This window comes from Streptomyces sp. NPDC048473 (genome assembly GCF_043200155.1).
In the GTDB taxonomy this organism is placed as follows: Bacteria; Actinomycetota; Actinomycetes; order Streptomycetales; family Streptomycetaceae; genus Streptomyces.
In genome coordinates this window covers 18,225-39,158 of record NZ_JBICXE010000010.1, presented here as the reverse complement: position 1 = coordinate 39,158, position 20,934 = coordinate 18,225, and the positions used below count along the sequence as shown (strand labels likewise).

Genomic DNA, 20,934 nt, shown 5'->3' with positions numbered 1-20,934 from the left:
GCGGGAGATGCCGCGCCAAGGGCCGTTCCGGAACGGCCGGATAACGCCTTCGGGTGACCGTCCGTACTAGTGCGCGAGACGCATGCGGACCTCGGTGGTGCCCGATTCCTTACGCTCCGTCCGCCAGCCCGACCCGGCCTTCCACACCCGGCCCGCGTATGCGACCTCGTCCAGGCGGAGCGCCTCGGACTGCGCGACCGCCCAGTGCGCGAGCTCCCAGCCGCGCCGCGCCGGGTCGTCGTCCCTGGAGGCGCGGGCCGCCCGCACCGGCACCGAGACCGTGCTCGTCGCCGACGCACGGTCCGCGGCCTTCCCGTCCCCGTCCTTCCCGTCCTCGCCCTTCCCGTCCTCGGCCGCCGGGCTCTTCGCGGGCAGCACGTCCTTGCCGAAGGCGCGCACCAGCTCCGCCCGCACCTTCGCCGCATCGGCCTTCGCGGCCGTCGTCCGCGGCGGCGTGCAGTCCAGCGCGGCGGGTGTACGGCCGGTCAGCGCGGCCGCCAGCAGCGCCGCATCCGGCTCGTGCTTCGCGTACGCCTGCGGGAAACCACTGCGCTGGACCCGCTGTGCGGCGACCGTCAGCGGCAGCCGCGAATAGCCGGGGACCTCGGCCAGATGCCGGTAGAACTCCCCTGCGGAGTAGACCGGGTCCAGGATCTGCTTCTCGGTGCCCCAGCCCTGCGAAGGACGCTGCTGGAACAGCCCCAGCGAGTCCCGGTCCCCGTGCTCGATATTGCGCAGCCCGGACTCCTGCAACGCGGTCGCCAGGGCGATCGTCACCGCCCGCTCCGGCATCCCGCGCGAGGTGCCGACCGCGGAGATCGTCGCGGCGTTCGAAGCCTGCTCCGGGCTCATCCGGTACGTACGGCCCTTGCCGGCCGAACCATCGGCGGACTCCACGGTGCACCCTTCGGTGACCTTGCTGCCGGATATGTACTGCACGACCAGATAGCCGCCCAGGGCGGCGAGCACGACGAAGGCGGCCGCGACACGGAAGAGGCGGCTGCGGCCGGTGTGTCGGCGGGCGGGGGAGACGGTCCGGGGCACGGAGCCACCGTACTGGAGTGCCCCGGCGGGGCCGAGGGCCCGTTCCTTTGGGGCTGCTCCCGGCGAGGCCCTAAGGTCGCTTCCATGTCCGAAAGCACCCTTGACCTCACCCTGGACGGCCCGGCGCTCACCGCCCGGCTCGTCGACTTCCCGTCGGTCAGCGGTCAGGAGAAGGAGCTCGCCGATGCGATCGAGTCGGCGCTGCGCACCCTCCCGCATCTGACCGTCGACCGGCACGGCAACAACGTCGTGGCCCGGACGAACCTGGGCCGTGCCGAGCGGGTCGTGCTCGCCGGACACATCGACACCGTGCCGATCGCCGACAACGTGCCGTCCCGGCTCGACGACGACGGCGTGCTGTGGGGCTGCGGCACCTCCGACATGAAGTCGGGCGTCGCCGTCCAGCTGAGGATCGCCGCGACCGTGCCCGAGCCCAACCGCGACCTCACCTTCGTCTTCTACGACAACGAAGAGGTCGCCGCGCACCTCAACGGCCTCGGACACATCGCCGACGCCCACCCCGAATGGCTGGCCGGCGACTTTGCCGTCCTCCTGGAGCCCTCCGACGCCCAGGTCGAGGGCGGCTGCCAGGGCACCCTGCGGGTCTTCCTCCGTACGGAAGGGGAGCGGGCCCACTCCGCACGCAGCTGGATGGGGTCCAACGCCATCCACGCCGCCGCCCCGGTCCTCGCCCGCCTCGCCGCGTACGAACCGCGCCGGCCGGTCATCGACGGCCTCGAGTACCGCGAGGGCCTGAACGCGGTACGGATCGAGGGCGGCGTCGCCAACAACGTCATCCCCGACGCCTGCACCGTCGTCGTCAACTACCGGTACGCCCCCGACCGCGGCCCCGAGGAGGCCCTGGCCCACGTACACGAGGTCTTCGCGGACTGCGGCGTCGTCGAATTCACCGTCGACGACCACTCGGGCGCGGCCATGCCCGGCCTCGCCCACCCGGCGGCCAAGGCGTTCATGGCGGCGGTCGGCGGCACCGCCCAGCCCAAGTTCGGCTGGACCGACGTCTCACGCTTCGGCTCCCTCGGCGTCCCCGCGGTGAACTACGGACCCGGCGACGCGCTCCTCGCGCACAAGCGCAACGAGCACGTGGCGGTCGACCGGATCACCCACTGCGAGGAGCGGCTCCGCTCCTGGCTCACCAGCTGACCCACGGCATTCCCCTCCCCGTAACCTCCGTCGATCTACCCTGACCTGACATAGATGGTCACCGATCAGATGGTCATCGATCGTCGTCGGAGGGAGCAGGTCATGGGCAACCCCGAGGGAGCGCACATCCCCGAGGAGCAGCGGCAGGGCCCGGTACTGCGCCGCAGGGACCAGGTACAGCCCGGCACCACCGATCAGCGGCTGCTGGACACCGAGGGTGACTCCGAGTGGGTGCACACCGACCCATGGCGGGTGATGCGCATCCAGTCGGAGTTCGTCGAGGGCTTCGGCGCCCTCGCCGAGCTGCCGAGCGCCATCAGCGTCTTCGGCTCGGCCCGCACCCCGGCCGGCGGGCCGGACTACGAGGCGGGCGTACAGATCGGCAAGGCCCTGGTCGAGGCCGGCTTCGCGGTGATCACCGGAGGCGGCCCCGGAGCCATGGAGGCGGCGAACAAGGGGGCGCGGGAGGCGAAGGGCGTCTCGGTCGGCCTCGGCATCGAGCTGCCCTTCGAATCCGGCCTCAACCCGCACGTCGACATCGGCGTGAACTTCCGCTACTTCTTCGTCCGCAAGACGATGTTCGTGAAGTACGCACAGGGCTTCGTCGTCCTGCCCGGCGGCCTCGGCACCCTGGACGAACTCTTCGAGGCCCTCACCCTCGTTCAGACGGGCAAGGTCACCCGCTTCCCGATCGTGCTGTTCGGCACCGCGTACTGGGGCGGTCTCGTGGACTGGCTGCGGGACACGGTGGTGGCCCAGGGCAAGGCGTCCGAGCACGACCTGCTGCTGTTCCACGTCACGGACGACGTGCACGAGGCGGTCAACCTCGTGACGAAGGAGGTCGGCCGGTAGCCAAAGCCCCTTCGGTGGCTCAAGCCCCTCCGGGAACCCCAGCCTCGCCGGCGTTCGAGGCGCGGGGCCCGGGGCGGAGCCCCGATTCGTTCACGCCAGCCCCCGCCGCGCCACCGCCGGCGCCCGATGCCCGGCAATCGACGCCACCATGTCCAGCACCTGCCGCGTCTCCGCCACCTCGTGCACCCGGTACACCTGTGCCCCCAGCCACGCGGAGACGGCCGTCGTCGCCAGCGTCCCGATCACCCGTTCCTTCACGGGCCGGTCGAGCGTCTCACCGACGAAGTCCTTGTTGGACAGCGATACGAGGACCGGCCAGCCGGTCTCCGCCATCTCGCCGAGCCGACGCGTCGCCTCCAGGGAGTGCCGGGTGTTCTTCCCGAAGTCATGACCGGGGTCGATCATGATCCCGTCCGGCCGCACCCCGAGTCCGACCGCCCGCTCGGCCAGCCCCACCGTCACCCGCAGGATGTCCGCCATCACGTCGTCGTACGCGATCCGGTGCGGCCGGGTCCGCGGCTCGGCGCCGCCCGCGTGCGTACACACCAGACCGGCGCCGTACCGCGCGGCGACCTCCGCGAGCTTCGGGTCGACGCCGCCCCACGCGTCGTTCAGCACATCCGCACCGGCCTCGCAGACCGCCTCGCCGACGTCGTGGCGCCAGGTGTCGACGCTGATCACCACGTCCGGGTGGCGGCGCCGCACCTCCGCGACGAACCCCACCGTGCGACGGGCCTCCTCCTCGGCGGTCACCTCTTCACCGGGGCCCGCCTTCACACCACCGATGTCGACGATCGCCGCGCCGTCCGCGATCGCCTGCTCGACCCGGGCCAGCGCGGGCTCGTCCTGGAACGTCGCGCCCTGGTCGTAGAAGGAGTCCGGGGTACGGTTCACGATCGCCATGATCACCGGCTCGTGCGCACCGAATTCACGCCGCCCCAGCCTGAGCGCACCGCTTCGCATCCCGTGTTTCTCCTCTGGTAGATCGCCCCTGGGGTCGCCTGCGACCCTAACTGTCGGTGCCGCATGGCACGATCGGACCCGGACAGGTTTCCGCTCCCGGGGAGATGCGCGTGTTCTGGTTCTTGCTGCTGGCGATGGTGGTGGTCGTGGCCGCGGTCACCCTCGCGGTGGTCGGCGGGGGGAAGAGCGCCGTCCTGCAGGACGTGGCGCCCGAGCAGCTGACCGACCCGCTGCCCGCGACGCGCCCGGTCGGCCGCGCGGATGTCGAGGCGCTGCGGCTGCCGGTGGCCGCACGCGGCTACCGCATGACGGATGTCGACGAGGCGCTCGGCCGGCTCGGCGCCGAGCTCGCCGAGCGGGACGCGCGGATCGCGGAACTGGAGTCGGCGCTGGCCGGTGCGCAGGCGACCGCGGTCGGCGGCCCAGGGCTCCTCAAGCGGCCCGAGGACCGTCCGAGGGCGCCGTGGGAGGCGTCCGGACAGGACCCCCGACCAGAACCCTGGCAGAACCCCGGACAGGACCCGCAGCAGACCCAGCACCCCGGAGAGGAGCCCCAGCGATGAGCGGCGGCGCAGAAGCGGCCCCGGACGGCGGCCTGCGCTGCCCGTGGGGGCTCTCCACGGAGGACTACCTCACGTACCACGACACCGAATGGGGCCGCCCCGTCCACGGCGACGACGCCCTGTTCGAACGGCTCTGCCTGGAGGCGTTCCAGTCGGGCCTTTCCTGGCTGACGATCCTGCGCCGCCGGGAGGGATTCCGCTCCGCTTTCGCCGGGTTCAAGATCCCCGCGGTGGCGGAGTTCACCGACGCCGACAAGGAGCGCCTCCTCGCCGACGCCGGCATCATCCGCAACCGGGCGAAGATCGACGCGACCCTCGCCAACGCCAAGGTGCTGGCCGGCTGGAGCGCCGGCGAGCTGGACGAACTGATCTGGTCCTACGCCCCCGACCCGGCCACCCGCCCCGCCCCGCGCACCCTCGGCGACGTCCCGGCGGTCACACCGGAGTCCACGGCGCTGGCCAAGGATCTCAAGAAGCGCGGTGTGCGTTTCGTCGGACCCACGACTGCCTACGCCCTGATGCAGGCTTGCGGCCTGGTCGACGACCACCTGGCCGACTGCGTGGCACGCGGCACCGGGGCGTAGACCGGGCCGGTGGCTACCGGCCGAGGTACTTCGGCTTCTCCTTGTTCAGGAACGCCTGCACCGCGATCGTGTGGTCCTCGGACGCACCCGCCTTCGTCTGGAGCTCGTCCTCCTTCTCCAGCGCCTCGCTCAGCGTGTGAGCGGCGCCGTAGGCCAGGGACTCCTTGAGCGCGGCGTACGCCACCGTGGGACCGGACGCCAGGGTGCGGGCCACGGCGGCGGCCTCTGCGGCCAGGTCGGCGGCAGGCACCAGCTTGTTCACGATGCCCAGCTCATGGGCGTCCTGCGCGGAGATCGAGCGCGGGAAGAGCAGCAGGTCGGCGGCGCGGCTCTGCCCGATCAGGCGGGGCAGCGTCCAGGAGACGCCCGAGTCGGCGGTGAGGGCGACCCCGGCGAAGGAGGTGTTGAACGAGGCGGTGTCGGCGACCACCCGGTAGTCGCAGGCGAGCGCGAACCCGAAACCGGCACCGGCGGCGACACCGTTCACCCCGGCGACGACGGGCTTGGGCATCTCGGTGATGGCCCGAACGATCGGGTTGTAGTGCTCCTGCACGGTGCTCAGCGCATTGCCGCCGCCGGACTCACGGGCCTCGTCGAGCTTGCCGACGTGCTCCTTCAGATCCTGGCCGACGCAGAAGGCGCGCCCGGTCGCGGTGAGCAGAACGGCCCGTACGGCGGTGTCGGCCGCCGCGGACTTCAGCGCGTCACGGAGCGCCACCTTGGCCGCGGTGTTCATGGCGTTCATCGCGCCGGGACGGTTGATCGTGATCGTCGCGAGTCCGTCGCTCACGTCGTAGAGCACGCTGTCCGCCATCTGGTCGGCCATTTCGCTGTCCCCTCTGCACCTTGGGCAATGCCTGTCCAGGCAAGCATGGCCGACTCGGGCGGGAGCGAACATGTGACCTGCGTCTAACAATTGCGCTCCGATGGAGGGGTGAAGGGGGCGGAGTATCGCAGCTGGATCGCCGAATTGGGTGGTTTTGAGAGAGCGCGTTGCGCAAGCGATGCCGACCGATGTTGGTCATTGGGGTCTGTGATGCGGGATAATGGCCTGGAAGCAATGTGTTCGATGCCGGTGACACAGCGCCTGTCATGGGGCCGCCGGTTGCGATGAGCTGGTTTCAGGAAGGGGAACGAGCATGGCGGCCATGAAGCCGCGGACGGGCGACGGCCCGCTCGAGGTGACAAAGGAGGGGCGGGGCATCGTCATGCGCGTTCCGCTCGAAGGCGGCGGTCGGCTTGTCGTGGAGCTGACTCCGGACGAGGCCGATGCACTCGGCGATGCCCTCAAGAAGGTCGTCGGCTGAGCAGAGGCGCCCACACTTCATCACTGCCCCGGCACGGTATCCGTGCCGGGGCAGTGATGCGTTCATAACCAACCCGGACGGCAAAACGAGCCTGTCCGGTGCTTCTGGCACCGCGGCGGCAAGATCAGCCTGTCCGGTGCTTCACACACCGCGGTGGCAATCCCGGCCCGTCGGGCGCTCGGCGACACCACGGCGCGAAACCCGGCCCGTCCGGCGCTCGACGACACCGCGGCGGCAAAATCAAGCCCGTCCGGCGATTGAGGGCACCCCTGACTGCCCCGGGCGCGGGGCAGGGGCCCCGACCCCGGTCAGCCCCTTCGCACCGCGCACAGCAACCCGTCGCCCACCGGCAGCAACGTCGCCATCAGCTCCTGGCTCTCCCGCACCGCACGCAGCAGCTCCCGCAGCCGCAGCACCTCCGCGGGCTGCGCCGCCGAGTCGACCGTACGGCCGTCCGCGAAGACGCCCTCGAAGCAGACCAGGCCACCAGGTCGCAGCAGGCGCAACGATTCAGCGAGACAGTCCAGGCTCTCCAGCCGGTCGCCGTCGCAGAACACGAGGTCGTATCCGCCGTCCGCGAGCCGCGGCAGTACGTCAAGGGCGCGGCCGGGAATGAAGCGGGCGCGATTGGCGGCGAACCCCGCGGCCCGGAACGCCTCACGGGCGAACTGCTGGCGCTCGGGCTCCGGGTCGACCGTGGTCAGCACGCCGTCGGGCCGCATTCCGTGCAGCAGATAGAGTCCGGACACGCCGGTCCCGGTGCCGATCTCGGCCACCGCTTTGGCGTCCGTCGTGGCAGCGAGCAAGCGCAGCGCGGCGCCGGTACCTGGCGACACCGAGCGAAGTCCTGCCTCCCGAGCCCGGTCCCGGGCCCAGCGCAATGCTTCGTCCTCGGCGACAAAGGCGTCGGCGAACGCCCAGCTCGTCTGCCGGTTGGCGGTAATGACCCTCTCCTGTCCCCGTAGTTGGCGCAACGGTGACTGTATCCGCTGCACCCGGGAACCCGCAGATGGGACCGGGCGTTATGCAGGGGCAGGGGAAAGCCCGTGGAATCGGCCCGCAGATCGGGTCCGGGAGCCAGGGGCCGGCGATTCCCGGGGTGATCCCCGGCCCCAGCAGGAAAAAGGCTTATCCGGAGCTAACGGGCGAGGTGGCTATGGTAGGGGCTCCACTGGACACCACCAGAGCCGATAGGGGAGGTGCGGCTGCGCCTGTGGATCGGGGAGGAGTGCTGCGGCGCTTTCTCAGGTCGGCGGGTGAGCCGAAATCCGTGACCAACATCGCTGACCGTTCTTCCAACGACTCCGCACCGACCGCGACCTTCGCCTCAGATGCGGACTCCCAGGCGTGGACGCCGCCCTCATGGGAAGAGATCGTCAGCACGCACAGCGGCCGTGTCTATCGCCTTGCCTACCGGCTGACGGGCAACCAGCACGATGCGGAGGACCTCACGCAAGAGGTCTTCGTGCGCGTGTTCCGGTCGCTGTCGACCTATACGCCGGGCACCTTCGAGGGCTGGCTGCACCGCATCACGACCAACCTGTTCCTGGACATGGTCCGTCGTAAGCAGCGGATCCGCTTCGACTCCCTCGGCGACGACGCCGCCGAGCGGCTGCCGAGCCGTGAGCCGTCCCCGCAGCAGGTCTTCAACGACACCCACTTCGACGCGGATGTGCAGCAGGCGCTGGACACCCTTGCGCCCGAATTCCGTGCCGCCGTTGTGCTCTGTGACATCGAGGGCCTCTCGTACGAGGAGATCGCCGCGACGCTGGGCGTGAAGCTCGGCACCGTGCGCAGCCGTATCCACCGCGGTCGCTCGCATCTGCGCAAGGCGCTGCAGCACCGTTCGCCCGAGGCCCGTGCCGAGCAGCGCTCGCTGGCGGGCGCGATTCTGGCAGGGGAGGGCGGATCGGCGTGAGTGGCACAGTCCCGACCCCTGCGGAACAACACCTGGGGGACCGGCTCGCCGCGCTTGTCGACGGTGAGCTGAAACACGACGCCCGCGAGCGGGTGCTCGCCCACCTCGCGACCTGCGCCAAGTGCAAGGCCGAGGCTGCCGCCCAGCGGCGCCTGAAGAGTGTCTTCGCACAGTCGGCCCCGCCTTCGCCGTCCGAGGGGTTCCTCGCCCGGCTGCAGGGCCTTCCCGGGGGACCGGGTGGTGACGACGACAACCGGGGGAAACCATTCGGCGGCTCCGGGCGCTTCACCGACGGGCTCTACCCCATGATCCAGTCGCCCGGCAGCCGCACGGATTCGCCGGGGAATTCGCCACTGGGGAGTTTCGGCTTCCTCCCGGCCCCGCACGGCTCGACCGCCGTACTGCCGGGTGGCTCCACCCGGTCCGGCTTCCGGATCCATGAGGTGGGCCGTGAGGGAGACCGGTCGCCGTGGCGCGGCCGGAGGTTCGCCTTCGCAGCGGCCAGCGCCGTATCGCTGGCGGCCATCGCCCTGGGCGGTGCCCTGCCGACGGGCGCGGGCCCCAGCTCCCCGGCCCGGGCCGCAGGCGCCGGAAACGCGGTGAACCCGCTCGACACCGCATCCCGCAGCGAGAGCGGCAGCTCGGCGAGCCGCCGCGGTGGCGGCAGCCAGGGCACCCTTGCCGCGACGGAGGCGGGCGACCGCTCGACCGCCGCCGCTGCCCCGCCACCACCCCCCGTACCGGATGCCACACCGGCGGTGCCTTCCGCCACTCCCGCGCTGCTTCCCACCGGAAGTCTCGCGGGAAACACCTTCGCCGTTCAGGTTCTGACCAATGTGTCCGCGCCACCGCTGATACGCCCGACCGGCACCACCCCGCTCTTCGCCCAGGCGCTCGGACGACTGGCCTCACAGCCCCCGGAGCCCTCCACACCGCCGTCCTGGACGCCCCCGTCGGCCTCGGCCCTCCCCACCCCCGCCGATCGCGGTCTGCCGCTTTCCTCCCGGCGCTGACCGGGGTCTGCGCAGACATTCGCAAACCTGGTTGAATTCCGGGAGGAATTCCGGGAGGGACGCCCCTGTCGGGGCGTGCAGAGGCCAGTTGTGGCAGTTGCGGGGAGAGCATGGAAGACGGGAAGTCCACCGGGCCGAAGGCGAAGTGGTGGAGCCGGCCCACGCCGGGAGGCACCACCCGCACAGCGCCGGACGAGCCGTCCCCCGTCGAGGACGCGGTGCCCACGGCCGATGTGACCGGCGTGGCGGGCGTGACGGAAGCACACGCAGCCGATGCGCCGCCCCAGCCACCGGCACCCGAGCCGGTGTCATCCCTGCCCGCACCCGAGCCCGTGGCGTCCGTACCGGCTACGCAGCCCGTGGCGTCCGTACCGGCCACGCAGCCCGTGACGCCACTGCACGAGCCCGATCAGTACAGCACCCCGCCGTACGGCGGACCCGGCCCTTGGGCGCCCGCACCACCCGTACAGCGACCGGTCCCGACCCCGGCACACGGCACCCCCGTGCCCCCGCAGTACGCGGGGACGAACGGCGTCGGTATTCCCACCTCGCCCGCACCGACCTCACCCGCCCCCGGCCTGCCCGCCCCCGGCTTCACGCCCCCGCCTCACGCACCTCAGCAGCCGCAACCCCAGTCGACGCAGTGGCTCCAGTACGACCCCTGGGGTGCGCCCCGGCAGCCGCTGACCAACCCGGGCCCGCCGCTCGGGGCCGACGGCGGCCGCAAGAAGAACCGCCGCGGCTCCCTCCTCGTCGGTGCGGTGCTGCTCGCCCTGGTGGCGGGCGGCATCGGCGGGGGCATAGGCGCCTATATCGAGCGCAACGGCGGCCTGACCCAGGTGGAGCTTCCGCAGACCGGCCGCAGCAGCGGCGGCCGCGCTCCCGACAGCGTCGCGGGCATCGCCGCCAGCGCCCTGCCCAGCGTGGTCACCCTCCATGTCAGCGGCACCACCGAATCCGGCACGGGCACCGGCTTCGTTCTCGACGACTCCGGCCACATCCTCACCAACAACCATGTCGTCGCCCCGGCCGGCTCCTCCGGCGACATCACGGTGACGTTCAGCGGCGGCGAGACCGCAAGCGCCGAGATCGTCGGCAAGGACAGCGGCTACGACCTCGCGGTGGTCAAGGTCAAGGGCGTCTCCGGGCTCAAGCCGCTGCCCCTGGGCAACTCCGACAATGTGCAGGTCGGCGACCCGGTCGTGGCCATCGGCGCCCCCTTCGACCTGTCCAACACCGTCACCTCCGGCATCATCAGCGCCAAGGACCGGCCGATCACCGCGGGCGGCGAGAAGGGCGACGGCAGCGACATCAGCTACGTGGACGCGCTGCAGACCGACGCCCCGATCAACCCGGGCAACTCCGGCGGCCCGCTGGTCGACACCGACGCCCACGTCATAGGCATCAACAGCGCCATCCGTGCCGCCGACAGCGGTTCGACGACCGAGGGCGGCCAGGCGGGCTCCATCGGCCTCGGCTTCGCCATCCCGATCAACCAGGGCAAGCGGGTGGCCGAAGAGCTGATCAACACCGGAAAGGCCACCCACCCGGTGATCGGCGTCACATTGGACATGAAGTACACCGGGGACGGCGCCAAGGTCGGCGCGAAGGGCGCCGAGGGCAAGCCCGCGGTGACGCCGGGCGGTCCCGGGGCGAAGGCGGGCATCAAGCCGGGCGACATCATCACCGAGGTGGACGGCCAGCGGGTGCACAGCGGCGAGGAGCTGATCGTGAAGATCCGCGCGCACCGGCCCGGCGACCGTCTGGACCTCGGCCTGACCCGTGGTGGTAAAGACCTGTCCATCTCTTTGACTCTCGGTTCGGCAACCGGCACGTGACAGCCGCGGGACGCTACCGCGCGGACAGTTTCGACCGGTACCGTGGGCCGGGTCCGGACCACAACCGACCTGGTCTCGGAGAACACGAGGAGCAACAGGGTGTTCAATGACATAGGCCCACTGGAGCTGGTGACGCTCGCGATCCTGGGCGTGATGATCTTCGGCCCGGACAAGCTGCCCAAGGTCATCCAGGACGCCTCGCGCTTCATCCGTAAGATCCGTGAGTTCTCGGAGAGTGCCAAGGAGGACATCCGCACGGAGCTCGGCCCGGAGTTCAAGGACTTCGAGTTCGAGGACCTCAACCCCAAGACGTTCGTCCGCAAGCAGCTCATGGACGGCAATGACGATCTGGGGCTGAAGGAGATCCGCGAGAGCTTCGACCTGCGCAAGGACCTGGCCGAGGTCACCGACGCGGTGAACGGCCGGGAGAGCGCGGCCGTGGAGTCCGCGGACTCCCGGAGCGGCGTGTCGAGTGGCTCGGCGATCACCGCGGCCAATGGCTCCGCCGGTACTCCGGACCTGCTCAAGAAGCGTGAACAGCCTGCGAAGGACGACCGCCCGCCGTTCGACGCAGACGCCACCTGACGCCGGTCAATCCCGACTCGTCCGGACCGTATGGCTATTCTCCATCTGTCCGGTTGTGAGGACGCCCGTGGGGGGCGGGCCGCTCCGGACTCAACGGATCGAGGAGGCGGCCGGGCAGATGGAGACGACCAGTCGGGTGGGCGGGGAAGATGCGCCGAGCACAGCCACCGCAGAGGGAGTGCCGGCGGCCCGGCGTATTGTCGACGGATTTCTGGCAGCTCCGTTTCCCTGGTACGCACTGGACGAGGCCTTCACCGGGCCGCGTTGGCTGATGCAGGTGGGCACCGCGGCGGACGGCACGGTGCAGCACGGTTCCATCGGGCACGGTGACGAGCCGTCGGTACGGGCCGACGCGGGTGTCGAGAAGCAACGATTCGCCGTTGTCGTGACGGTGGCCAGCAGCCCGGTGCGGCGCAGCGGTGACGGTACGGGGGTTCTGGACGCGACCACGGTGTCCTCCGCGGCCTGGCTCGCCGGGTCCGGTCTGCTCGCCTGTACGTGGCCCCCGCAGATGGATCACACACTGCGTGACGACTGGCTGGACCAGCAGACGGAGACGGCGTTCGAACTCGCCGACGATCTGGACGGTCCCGCGTGGTCGGCGCTTTCACTGCCGGTCGATGGTGTCCCGGTGCCGTTCCACTACCGCGAGTCCGAGTTCGGCTGGGTGCTGGCGGGGTCGGCGCACGGCGGGGTGCACATCGGGGCGTACGGGCGGGGGATGAGCGCGTACGGGCTGGGGTTCTCGGTGGTCGGAGACATCGCGACGTACGCGTAGGCCGGGGCTGTGGGGGGTTCGGACCGATTGCTGCTTTGGCCTCAATCGCCGGCCGGGCTCAAAGATGTCCTCAATCGCCGGCCGGGCTCGGTCTTGCCGGACGGGCTCGATTTTCGAGCCCGTCCGGCGATTGAGGACAATCCGGCCCGCCTCAGAACTTGTTGCGCGGGGTGATTCCCAGGGACATGCCCGACAGGCCACGCTGACGGCCCCCCAGCTTGTCCGCGATGGTGCGGAGCGCCTTGCCGGCCGGGGAGTCGGGGTCGGACAGGACGACCGGCTTGCCCTCGTCGCCGCCCTCGCGCAGCCGTACGTCGATCGGGATGGAGCCGAGCACCGGCACCTCCGCGCCGACCGTCTTCGTCAGGCCCTCGGCGACCTTCTGGCCACCGCCGGTACCGAACACATCGACCATCTCGTCGCAGTGCGGGCACGGCAGGCCCGACATGTTCTCGACGACACCGACGATCTTCTGGTGGGTCTGCACGGCGATCGAACCGGCCCGCTCGGCCACCTCGGCCGCCGCCTGCTGCGGGGTCGTGACGACCAGGATCTCCGCGTTCGGCACCAGCTGCGCCACCGAGATCGCGATGTCACCGGTGCCCGGCGGCAAGTCGAGCAGCAGGACGTCCAGGTCGCCCCAGTACACATCGGCGAGGAACTGCTGGAGTGCCCGGTGCAGCATCGGTCCGCGCCACACCACCGGGGCGTTGCCCGGGGTGAACATGCCGATGGAGATGACCTTCACGCCGTGCGCCGACGGCGGCATGATCATGTTCTCGACCTGGGTCGGCTTGCCGTCCGCGCCGAGCATCCGCGGCACGCTGTGCCCGTAGATGTCCGCGTCCACGACGCCGACCTTGAGGCCGTCGGCCGCCATCGCGGCCGCCAGGTTCACCGTGACCGACGACTTGCCGACGCCGCCCTTGCCGGACGCGACCGCGTAGACCCGGGTCAGCGAGCCGGGCTTGGCGAACGGCACCTCGCGCTCCGCCGTGCCGCCGCGCAGCGAGGTCGCGAGTTCCTTGCGCTGTTCGTCGCTCATCACGTCGAGCGTGACGTCGACCCGCGAGACGCCCTCGACGCGGGCGACCGCGTCCGTCACGTTCTTGGTGATCGTCTCGCGCATCGGGCAGCCTGAGACCGTGAGATAGACCGTGACAGCGACCACACCGTCAGCATCGATCTCGACCGACTTCACCATGCCGAGTTCGGTGATCGGGCGGTGGATCTCCGGGTCGTTCACTGTCGCCAGTGCCTCAAGCACCGTGTCTTCCGTAGCCATACCGACGATGTTACGGCGCCTGCTGCTACGCGCGAGTAGCCCAGTCAGCGGTCTTCGTCACTCTCGGCCGGGAACAGGGCACGCCGGTCGTCCAGGTCCCTCACGAGGTCTTCCAGTTCGGAGCGGATCCAGTCGCGGGTGGCGACCTCGCCTAGCCCCATCCGAAGTGCCGCGATCTCCCGGGTGAGGTACTCGGTGTCCGCGATGGAGCGCTCGCCCTGCTTGCGGTCCTGCTCGTGGGTGACCCGGTCGCGGTCGTCCTGCCGGTTCTGCGCGAGCAGGATCAGCGGGGCCGCGTACGAGGCCTGGAGCGACAGCATCAGCGTCAGGAAGATGAACGGGTACTCGTCGAACCGCCACATCGGGGGCGCGAAGATGTTCCACAGCACCCAGACGATGATGACCAGCGTCATCCAGACGATGAAGCGTCCGGTGCCCAGGAAGCGGGCGATCCGCTCGGAGAACCGGCCGAACGCCTCGGGGTCGTAATCGGGCAGCAGCCGCCGTCGCGGGTCCTTCGGCTGGTCCAGCCGGGAACGGGGCGGGCGCGCGATGCCCGAGGCACCCGCGGGCGCCCCCTTCGCGCGGTCCTCACCGGCCACGGGTGGCCTCCTCCTCACCGTGGAAGTCGGTCTCCCGCCAGTCCTCGGGCAGCAGGTGGTCGAGCACGTCGTCGACGGTCACCGCACCGAGCAGCGATCCGCTCTCGTCCACGACCGGCACCGAGACCAGGTTGTACGCGGCCAGATAACTCGTCACGGTCGACAGCGGAGTGTCCGGCGTGAGGGGGACGAGATCGCTGTCGACGATCGAGCTGACCAGGGCGTACGGCGGATCCCGCAGCAGCCGCTGGAAGTGCACGGTGCCCAGGTACTTGCCGGTCGGCGTCTCGTCCGGCGAGCGGCACACGTACACCTGGGCGGCGAGCGCCGGGGACAGGTCCGCCTGCCGGACCCGCGCGAGCGCGTCGGCGACCGTCGCGTCCGGCCGCAGAATGATCGGCTCGGTGGTCATCAGACCGCCCGCGGTCCGTTCCTCGTACGACATGAGGCGCCGCACATCCGCCGCGTCGTCCGGACGCATCAGAGTCAGCAGCCGCTCCTTCTCCTCCTCGGGGAGTTCGGACAGCAGGTCGGCCGCGTCGTCCGGGTCCATGGCCTCCAGGACATCGGCGGCGCGCTCCTCCTGGAGCTTGCCGATGATCTCCACCTGGTCGTCCTCGGGCAGCTCCTCCAGGACGTCGGCGAGCCGGTCGTCGTCCAGCGCGGCGGCGACCTCGGCCCGTCGCTTCGGCGACAGATGATGCAGCACGTTGGCCACATCGGTCGGGCGCAGCTGCTCGAACGTGGCGACCAGGGACTCGGTGCCCTGCCCGTCCTCCTCCAGCGAGAATCCGCTGACCGCCGACCATTCGACCGTCAGGGTCTCGCCCTTGCGCCGCAGCGCCCCGCCCTTGCCCTTGCGTACGAAGTACTTGACGATCTCCCAGTCGCGGCGGGCCGGGAGCTGCTGAATGGCGACATCGAGGATCGTGACGTCCTCGCCCGTCTCCACGAGACGGACGCGGCGGTCGAGGAACTCGCCGAGCACCAGGCGTTCGGTGGGCCGCTGCTCGAAGCGCCGCATGTTGAGCACACCGGTGGTGATGACCTGACCGGACTCGATCCCCGTCACCCGGGTCATCGGGAGGAAGATCCGGCGGCGGCTGAGCACCTCGACGACCAGGCCGAGCAGCCGGGGCGGCCGGCCGCCGACCCGCAGCATCGCGACCAGGTCGCGGACGCGGCCCACCTGATCGCCGTTGGGGTCGAAGACCGGGACGCCGGCGAGGTGCGAGACGAAGACCCGGGGGGCGCCTGCCGCCATGGTGCGCCTCCTTCTTCCGTGTACGACTTCTCTGTCCGGTCCGTTTGACAGCTAATTAACCGTTATGACGGAATCAGGCTAGCCCGTACCGCTCCGGGCTGCCCCGGTGGATCCGTCCGTACGGCTCTCTGCCGGAAGGGGTGAACGGCACAGGTACGCTGCCGTCTGCCACCCCCCGCCCCGCAGATGAGAGGCAGTGCGCCCGTGACCTCTTCCGTTCCGCCCGTCCGGGCCCGACGCCGTCGGACCGTCCTCGCCGTTGTGCTCTGCGCGGGGCTGACCGCCGCCCTCACGGCGTGTGGGGGCGAGGATCCGGACAAGGGGACCAACGGCGTCGGCAAGCTCGCCGCCACGGAGATCGAGAAGAAGGCGCAGACCGCCGCGGACTCCGCCGACGCGGTGCGCCTCGCCGGGACGCTGGTCAGCAAGGGTGGCACGTACAAGCTCAATATGCAGCTCAGGGAGAAGGGCGGCACCGGCTCCGTCGTCTCGAAGAACAGCACCTTCGAGCTGCTGCGGATCGGTGACGAGCTCTATCTGAAGGCGGACTCCGGGTTCTGGAGTCACGACGAGAAGTCCGGCGCCGACAGTGACGCGGGCGGGGCGGCCGCGGACAAGCTCCAGGACAAGTATGTGAAGGTGCCCGAGGGCGACCCCACGTACAAGCAGCTGCGCGGCTTCACGGACAAGAAGGTCCTGCTCGACGGGTTGCTCACCCTGCACGGCACCCTCAACAAGGGCGACCGGGACAAGGTCGGAGCGAACCGGACCGTTCAGATCATGGGCGGCAAGGGCGAGGGCGGCATGCTCGATGTCTCACTGGAGGGCACGCCGTATCCGCTGCGTTTCGCGCGCGGCGGCGGCGGCGGGATCGTGACGCTGTCGGACTGGGGCAAGGACTTCACGCTGGAGGCCCCGGCGAAGGGCGACACGGTCGACTACGGGCGGCAGCTGCCCAAGACGTCCTCCTGAGAGAGCGGGCCGCGCGGTACGCGTCCCGCGGCCCAGGAGGGAGGCCCGGCCCGGCGGGTCAAGGGCGGACAGGCCCTGCCCCGCTCAGCCCTTGCGTCCCCGCTTCAGCAGCCTCGGCAGCCCGGCCGGCACCGGCTGCCGTGTGGTCGCGGGCGTCGGCAGGGGCGCCGCGGCCAGCGAGCCGTCCGGCAGCTCCGTACGGAATTCGCCGGGTGTCAGCCGCAGTACCCGGCACTCGCGCGCCCACCGCTCGGTCATCTGTTCGGCGTCCGGTGCGTTCAGCCGCTTGCCCTTGAGCTCGGCGACCGCGGCCTCCCACTCCTCGGAGTGCGGCGCGAGCTCCGTCACGGCGGCCGTCCAGGTAACCAGCCGGCCGCCCTTGTCCTTGCTGCGCACGGTCACCTCGGCGGCGGACCCGTCGGTGAGACCGGCCGGGAACGGCTGCTCGCCGGGGCCGTCGCCGACCAGATGCACCGCACCCTCGTGCCATACGTGCCACAGCGCCCGCGCGGGCCCGGTGCCCCGCACCCAGATGAGGCCGGACTTCTTGGTGGCCTCCTCGACGAGAGCCCGGCCCAGCGGCACGTCAGCGGCAGCAGCAGTCATGCCTGAACTCTATTAGAGCCAGCCGTTGCGCTTGAGTGTGCGGTGGATGGAGAAGCAGACCACCCCGATGACGCCCAGCACCATCGGGTAGCCGTACCTCCAGCCCAGCTCCGGCATGTGCTTGAAGTTCATCCCGTAGACGCCGCAGATCATCGTCGGTACGGCGATGATGGCCGCCCAGGACGTGATCTTGCGCATGTCCTCGTTCTGCGCGACGGTCGCCTGCGCCAGGTTGGCCTGGAGGATCGAGTTCAGCAGTTCGTCGAAGCCGATGACCTCTTCGTGCACTCGCGCCAGGTGGTCGGCGACGTCCCGGAAGTACTTCTGGATGTCGGGGTCGATCAGCCGCATCGGCCGCTCGCTCAGCAGCTGCATCGGCCGCAGCAGCGGCGACACGGCCCGTTTGAACTCCAGGACCTCACGCTTGAGCTGGTAGATCCGGCCCGCGTCCGAGCCGCGCGGGCTGCCCTTCGCGGGGGTGGAGAAGACCTCGATCTCCACCTCGTCGATGTCGTCCTGGACGGCGCCCGCCACCGCGATGTAGCCGTCGACGACATGGTCGGCGATGGAGTGCAGAACCGCGGAGGGCCCTTTGGCGAGCAGCTCGGGGTCGTCCTGCAACCGGTGACGCAGCGCGCGCAGCGAGCCGTGGCCGCCGTGCCGGACGGTGATGACGAAGTCCCGGCCGGTGAAGCACATCACCTCGCCGGTCTCGACGACCTCGCTGGTCGCGGTGAGCTCGGCGTGCTCGACGTAGTGGATGGTCTTGAAGACGGTGAACAGCGTGTCGTCGTACCGCTCCAGCTTCGGCCGCTGGTGGGCGTGGACGGCGTCCTCGACGGCGAGCGGGTGGAGGCCGAACTCCCGGGCGATACCGGCGAATTCCTCCTCGGTCGGCTCGTGCAGGCCGATCCAGGCGAAGCCGCCCTCCTCGCGCACCTGGAGCATCGCCTCGTGCGGCGTGCGGCAGGTGCCGCTCTCCACGCGCCGTCCGTCGCGGTAGACCGCGCAGTCGACGACCGCGCTGGAGGCGGACGGGTCACGGGTGGTGTCGTAATTGCTGTGCAGGACGTTGGTCTTGCGCAGGGACGGGCGCACGGCGGCGCGCAGGTCACGAATCATCGACATGGCTGGCTCCTTCACGGAGGGCCGTCGTCGGGCGCGTGGAACAGCCCGGAATGGGGACGTGTGCTCACGTCCGCAAAGCGGGCGGCACCGCGGCGGCACGATGACGGCGTTCGCTACAGACAGGCAAAAAGGAGTGCTCTTCCGTCGTGCGCAATGCCCCGGGCCTTGAGCGAGAAGGCTTCAGATCACCGAAGAAAGGTGTCGGGCGGAAGAGCGATCGGTACTGCACGATCGACTTCGATCCATTGCAGCCCCACCTCCTCCAGCCGGTCCCCCGTGGGGGATGACGTGTCGTCGGAACTGAGAGCGACGCTTCTGCGTGCTGTCCCGACCAGCGGCCAAGACTATCAGCCGACTGAGGGCCAATCCTTTACTTTGCCCGTTCCATACGCGTCCTATGCTCGCGGGATGGGAGAAATTCTTGCTCTGGTCGAGGCCCGGCTGCTGACGGCCCTCGGTGAACCGGACGCGCGCGCCGCAGTGACGTTTCTCGGGACGGACCGCATCGAGGTGCTCCGCTTCGTCGACGGCGACGTGGTGCGCTACGCCACGCTCGGCATGTCCGCACAGCCGATGGCCGACCCGACCGCCGCTCTCGCGGACCCGGTGAAGGGCCCGCGCGCCGAGCTGGTCCTCTCCGTGCGCGCCGGACTGGCCGACACCGACAAGGTGCTGCGCCTGCTGGCCGTGCTGGCCGCCACCCCGCAGGTCGAGGGGCTGATCGTGGCGCCCGGGGCCTCGCTGGACGTCGGTGAACCGCTGTGGCCCGGGGCGCCGTTCAGCTCCGTACTGGTCGCCGAGTCGGGCGGGCTTGTGGAGGATCTGGAGCTGGACGAGCCGATGGAGCCGGTGCGGTTCCTGCCGCTGCTGCCGATGACGCACAACGAGGCCGCGTGGAAGCGGGTCAGGGGCGCGCAGGAGCTCCAGGAGCGGTGGCTCTCGCACGGAACGGATCTGCGTGATCCGCTGCGTGGTTCCGTGACGCTGGACTGAGACGCACATCATGCCGGGCATACGGGAAGCCCCGCCGCGCAGCCAGGAGGGGGAGCCGCGGGCGGGGCAGAACCGGGTTTGCGTCGTGGTCAGTTGGCGAAGACCGTGACGCCGTCCTCGGTGGCGTGCTTCGGCTCCAGTTCCTCCGCCTCGTGGGTCAGTGCCGTACGCCGGATCCAGACGACGACCGCACCGACGACAGCCGCGATCGCGGCGACCACGAACGGGATGTGGATGTTGCTCCACTCCTCGATCTTCGGGGCGAGGTACGGGGCGGCGGCCGCGGCGAACCAGCGGACGAAGTTGTAACCCGCGCTCGCCACCGGGCGAGGCGCGTTCGACACACCGAGCGCCAGCTCCGTGTAGACGGTGTTGTTCATGCCGATGAAGGCGCCGGAGACGATCGTGCAGACGATGGCGGCGGTGTGGTTGCCGTATCCCAGGATCACGAGGTCGACGGCGAGCAGCACCAGCGAGGCGCCGAGCACCTTCAGCGAGCCGAAGCGCTTCTGCAGCCGCGGGGCGACGAGCACCGAGAAGACCGCGAGCAGCAGGCCCCAGGCGAAGAAGACCGCGCCCGACTTGTACGGCGTCATGTTCAGCACGAACGGTGTGAACGCCAGGATCGTGAAGAACGCGTAGTTGTAGAAGAACGCCGAGGTGGCGACGGAGGCCAGGCCGCCGTGGCCGAGCGCCTTGATCGGGTCGAGCAGCGAGGTCTTCTTGGCCGGCTTGGGCTGTTCCTTCAGGAACGCCGTGATGCAGATGAAGCCGATCGCCATCAGTGCGGCCGTGCCGAAGAACGGGTAGCGCCAGCTGGCGTCGCCGAGCAGGGCGCCGACCAGCGGTCCGCAGGCCATGCCGAGGCCGAGCGCCGACTCGTAGAGCAGGATCGCCGCCGAGCTGCCGCCGGCCGCCGCACCGACGATCACGGCGAGTGCGGTCGATACGAAGAGCGCGTTGCCAAGACCCCAGCCGGCCCGGAAGCCGACGAGTTCGGCGACGGACGACGAGGTGCCGGAGAGCGCGGCGAAGACGACGACGAGCGCGAGGCCGGTCAGCAGCGTCTTGCGGCCACCGATCCGGCTGGAGACGAAGCCGGTGACGAGCATGGCCACGGCGGTGATCAGGAAGTACGAGGTGAAGAGCAGCGACACCTGGCTCGGCGTCGCCTCCAGGCCCTTGGCGATGGACGGGAGAATCGGGTCCACCAGGCCGATTCCCATGAACGCGACAACAGAGGCGCCCGCCGTGGCCCAGACGGCCTTCGGCTGGCGCAGGATGCTGCCCGCTCCCTGATCGAACGGATCCTCTCCTTGCATGGGACTTCTCGCTCTCCACTAGACCGTTGCGTTATGCACAGAATAAGTTAGAGGAACTAATGAATGCAAGTTACATCTAATTCCGCTGATGGGAGCCACGCTGCGGACGGGTGATCATCCTTGACGCAGCGACGGTCCTGGAGGACCGTTGGT

22 protein-coding genes are annotated in these 20,934 nt (G+C 70.2%); 12 read left to right on the top strand and 10 right to left on the bottom strand.

Features of this window, described 5'->3' with window-relative positions; translation table 11 throughout:
* Positions 1-66 precede the first annotated feature (66 nt).
* Positions 67-1,044, bottom strand: coding sequence for a hypothetical protein (locus ACGFU7_RS18730; RefSeq protein WP_393697124.1), 978 nt, complete (start codon positions 1,042-1,044; stop codon positions 67-69).
* 84 nt (positions 1,045-1,128) lie between these two features.
* Between ACGFU7_RS18730 and dapE the strand changes: the two genes are divergently transcribed.
* Positions 1,129-2,208 carry a succinyl-diaminopimelate desuccinylase gene (dapE, locus tag ACGFU7_RS18725; protein ID WP_393697123.1) on the top strand — a complete coding sequence of 360 codons (1,080 nt, stop codon included), beginning with the start codon at positions 1,129-1,131 and terminating at the stop codon, positions 2,206-2,208.
* 102 nt (positions 2,209-2,310) lie between these two features.
* Entirely contained in the window at positions 2,311-3,060 is a 750-nt protein-coding gene (locus tag ACGFU7_RS18720; RefSeq protein ID WP_393697122.1) for a TIGR00730 family Rossman fold protein, read from the top strand.
* Positions 3,061-3,150: 90 nt separating this feature from the next.
* Here the strand turns inward: ACGFU7_RS18720 and folP are convergent, their stop codons facing one another.
* Entirely contained in the window at positions 3,151-4,023 is an 873-nt protein-coding gene (folP, locus tag ACGFU7_RS18715) for a dihydropteroate synthase (protein ID WP_393697121.1), read from the bottom strand.
* Between the two features lie 110 nt (positions 4,024-4,133).
* Between folP and ACGFU7_RS18710 the strand changes: the two genes are divergently transcribed.
* Together ACGFU7_RS18710 and ACGFU7_RS18705 are read left to right on the top strand one after the other, a co-directional pair.
* A complete protein-coding gene (locus ACGFU7_RS18710; RefSeq protein ID WP_393697120.1) occupies positions 4,134-4,586 on the top strand; it encodes a hypothetical protein in 453 nt (150 codons plus the stop codon).
* Positions 4,583-5,170 carry a DNA-3-methyladenine glycosylase I gene (locus tag ACGFU7_RS18705; RefSeq protein WP_393697119.1) on the top strand — a complete coding sequence of 196 codons (588 nt, stop codon included), beginning with the start codon at positions 4,583-4,585 and terminating at the stop codon, positions 5,168-5,170. The genes ACGFU7_RS18710 and ACGFU7_RS18705 overlap by 4 nt, the downstream gene beginning before the upstream one ends.
* Before the next feature lie 13 nt (positions 5,171-5,183).
* Here the strand turns inward: ACGFU7_RS18705 and ACGFU7_RS18700 are convergent, their stop codons facing one another.
* Positions 5,184-5,996 (bottom strand): enoyl-CoA hydratase/isomerase family protein, encoded by an 813-nt coding sequence (locus ACGFU7_RS18700; protein ID WP_393697118.1) that lies wholly within the window; start codon positions 5,994-5,996, stop codon positions 5,184-5,186.
* 313 nt (positions 5,997-6,309) lie between these two features.
* Between ACGFU7_RS18700 and ACGFU7_RS18695 the strand changes: the two genes are divergently transcribed.
* Complete coding sequence (locus ACGFU7_RS18695) at positions 6,310-6,477, top strand: DUF3117 domain-containing protein (RefSeq protein WP_003966491.1); 168 nt, start codon at positions 6,310-6,312, stop codon at positions 6,475-6,477.
* A gap of 308 nt (positions 6,478-6,785) precedes the next feature.
* Here the strand turns inward: ACGFU7_RS18695 and ACGFU7_RS18690 are convergent, their stop codons facing one another.
* Positions 6,786-7,451: an O-methyltransferase gene (locus ACGFU7_RS18690; RefSeq protein ID WP_266358193.1), complete on the bottom strand. Its 666-nt coding sequence runs from the start codon at positions 7,449-7,451 to the stop codon at positions 6,786-6,788.
* A 182-nt stretch (positions 7,452-7,633) separates the two neighbouring features.
* Here ACGFU7_RS18690 and sigE point away from each other — a divergent pair, with 182 nt between their 5' ends.
* From sigE to ACGFU7_RS18665, 5 genes are all read left to right on the top strand, one after another.
* Complete coding sequence (gene sigE, locus ACGFU7_RS18685; protein WP_393697280.1) at positions 7,634-8,395, top strand: RNA polymerase sigma factor SigE; 762 nt, start codon at positions 7,634-7,636, stop codon at positions 8,393-8,395.
* Positions 8,392-9,408, top strand: coding sequence for a zf-HC2 domain-containing protein (locus tag ACGFU7_RS18680; protein WP_393697117.1), 1,017 nt, complete (start codon positions 8,392-8,394; stop codon positions 9,406-9,408). The genes sigE and ACGFU7_RS18680 overlap by 4 nt, the downstream gene beginning before the upstream one ends.
* Before the next feature lie 110 nt (positions 9,409-9,518).
* On the top strand, positions 9,519-11,246 hold the full coding sequence (locus ACGFU7_RS18675; protein ID WP_393697116.1) for a trypsin-like peptidase domain-containing protein: 1,728 nt from the start codon (positions 9,519-9,521) through the stop codon (positions 11,244-11,246).
* Between the two features lie 99 nt (positions 11,247-11,345).
* Positions 11,346-11,831, top strand: a complete 486-nt coding sequence (locus tag ACGFU7_RS18670) for a sec-independent translocase (protein WP_393697115.1) — start codon at positions 11,346-11,348, stop codon at positions 11,829-11,831.
* Between the two features lie 118 nt (positions 11,832-11,949).
* Positions 11,950-12,609 carry a hypothetical protein gene (locus tag ACGFU7_RS18665; RefSeq protein ID WP_393697113.1) on the top strand — a complete coding sequence of 220 codons (660 nt, stop codon included), beginning with the start codon at positions 11,950-11,952 and terminating at the stop codon, positions 12,607-12,609.
* Positions 12,610-12,760: 151 nt separating this feature from the next.
* On the opposite strand, the gene ACGFU7_RS18660 is transcribed toward ACGFU7_RS18665, so the two are convergent.
* Genes ACGFU7_RS18660 through ACGFU7_RS18650 form a run of 3 tightly spaced genes read right to left on the bottom strand, consistent with a single transcriptional unit; the run spans position 12,761 to position 15,760 of the window.
* A complete protein-coding gene (locus ACGFU7_RS18660) occupies positions 12,761-13,894 on the bottom strand; it encodes an Mrp/NBP35 family ATP-binding protein (RefSeq protein ID WP_393697112.1) in 1,134 nt (377 codons plus the stop codon).
* Positions 13,895-13,938: 44 nt separating this feature from the next.
* Positions 13,939-14,496, bottom strand: coding sequence for a DUF1003 domain-containing protein (locus ACGFU7_RS18655; RefSeq protein ID WP_393697110.1), 558 nt, complete (start codon positions 14,494-14,496; stop codon positions 13,939-13,941).
* Positions 14,486-15,760 carry a magnesium transporter MgtE N-terminal domain-containing protein gene (locus ACGFU7_RS18650; protein WP_393697108.1) on the bottom strand — a complete coding sequence of 425 codons (1,275 nt, stop codon included), beginning with the start codon at positions 15,758-15,760 and terminating at the stop codon, positions 14,486-14,488. The genes ACGFU7_RS18655 and ACGFU7_RS18650 overlap by 11 nt, the downstream gene beginning before the upstream one ends.
* 204 nt (positions 15,761-15,964) lie before the next feature.
* On the opposite strand from ACGFU7_RS18650, the gene ACGFU7_RS18645 reads away from it, so the two are divergent.
* Complete coding sequence (locus ACGFU7_RS18645) at positions 15,965-16,732, top strand: hypothetical protein (RefSeq protein WP_393697106.1); 768 nt, start codon at positions 15,965-15,967, stop codon at positions 16,730-16,732.
* An 84-nt stretch (positions 16,733-16,816) separates the two neighbouring features.
* On the opposite strand, the gene ACGFU7_RS18640 is transcribed toward ACGFU7_RS18645, so the two are convergent.
* Together ACGFU7_RS18640 and ACGFU7_RS18635 are read right to left on the bottom strand one after the other, a co-directional pair.
* A complete protein-coding gene (locus ACGFU7_RS18640; protein WP_393697104.1) occupies positions 16,817-17,338 on the bottom strand; it encodes a hypothetical protein in 522 nt (173 codons plus the stop codon).
* A 12-nt stretch (positions 17,339-17,350) separates the two neighbouring features.
* Positions 17,351-18,466: a magnesium and cobalt transport protein CorA gene (locus ACGFU7_RS18635; RefSeq protein WP_393697103.1), complete on the bottom strand. Its 1,116-nt coding sequence runs from the start codon at positions 18,464-18,466 to the stop codon at positions 17,351-17,353.
* A 408-nt stretch (positions 18,467-18,874) separates the two neighbouring features.
* Here ACGFU7_RS18635 and ACGFU7_RS18630 point away from each other — a divergent pair, with 408 nt between their 5' ends.
* The gene (locus tag ACGFU7_RS18630) at positions 18,875-19,459 is read left to right on the top strand and encodes a suppressor of fused domain protein (protein WP_393697101.1); all 585 of its coding nucleotides are present in this window, start codon (positions 18,875-18,877) and stop codon (positions 19,457-19,459) included.
* A gap of 89 nt (positions 19,460-19,548) precedes the next feature.
* Here the strand turns inward: ACGFU7_RS18630 and ACGFU7_RS18625 are convergent, their stop codons facing one another.
* Positions 19,549-20,781 (bottom strand): MFS transporter, encoded by a 1,233-nt coding sequence (locus tag ACGFU7_RS18625; RefSeq protein WP_393697099.1) that lies wholly within the window; start codon positions 20,779-20,781, stop codon positions 19,549-19,551.
* Between the last annotated feature and the right edge of the window lie 153 nt (positions 20,782-20,934).

Bases quoted from the DNA above. Each gene is read 5' to 3' on its own strand.
- dapE (WP_393697123.1), top strand. From the start codon at position 1,129: ATGTCCGAAAGCACCCTTGACCTCACCCTGGACGGCCCGGCGCTCACC.
- ACGFU7_RS18720 (WP_393697122.1), top strand. From the start codon at position 2,311: ATGGGCAACCCCGAGGGAGCGCACATCCCCGAGGAGCAGCGGCAGGGC.
- folP (WP_393697121.1), bottom strand. From the start codon at position 4,023: ATGCGAAGCGGTGCGCTCAGGCTGGGGCGGCGTGAATTCGGTGCGCAC.
- ACGFU7_RS18705 (WP_393697119.1), top strand. From the start codon at position 4,583: ATGAGCGGCGGCGCAGAAGCGGCCCCGGACGGCGGCCTGCGCTGCCCG.
- ACGFU7_RS18700 (WP_393697118.1), bottom strand. From the start codon at position 5,996: ATGGCCGACCAGATGGCGGACAGCGTGCTCTACGACGTGAGCGACGGA.
- ACGFU7_RS18695 (WP_003966491.1), top strand. From the start codon at position 6,310: ATGGCGGCCATGAAGCCGCGGACGGGCGACGGCCCGCTCGAGGTGACA.
- sigE (WP_393697280.1), top strand. From the start codon at position 7,634: ATGGTAGGGGCTCCACTGGACACCACCAGAGCCGATAGGGGAGGTGCG.
- ACGFU7_RS18675 (WP_393697116.1), top strand. From the start codon at position 9,519: ATGGAAGACGGGAAGTCCACCGGGCCGAAGGCGAAGTGGTGGAGCCGG.
- ACGFU7_RS18665 (WP_393697113.1), top strand. From the start codon at position 11,950: ATGGAGACGACCAGTCGGGTGGGCGGGGAAGATGCGCCGAGCACAGCC.
- ACGFU7_RS18660 (WP_393697112.1), bottom strand. From the start codon at position 13,894: ATGGCTACGGAAGACACGGTGCTTGAGGCACTGGCGACAGTGAACGAC.
- ACGFU7_RS18650 (WP_393697108.1), bottom strand. From the start codon at position 15,760: ATGGCGGCAGGCGCCCCCCGGGTCTTCGTCTCGCACCTCGCCGGCGTC.
- ACGFU7_RS18640 (WP_393697104.1), bottom strand. From the start codon at position 17,338: ATGACTGCTGCTGCCGCTGACGTGCCGCTGGGCCGGGCTCTCGTCGAG.
- ACGFU7_RS18635 (WP_393697103.1), bottom strand. From the start codon at position 18,466: ATGTCGATGATTCGTGACCTGCGCGCCGCCGTGCGCCCGTCCCTGCGC.
- ACGFU7_RS18630 (WP_393697101.1), top strand. From the start codon at position 18,875: ATGGGAGAAATTCTTGCTCTGGTCGAGGCCCGGCTGCTGACGGCCCTC.
- ACGFU7_RS18625 (WP_393697099.1), bottom strand. From the start codon at position 20,781: ATGCAAGGAGAGGATCCGTTCGATCAGGGAGCGGGCAGCATCCTGCGC.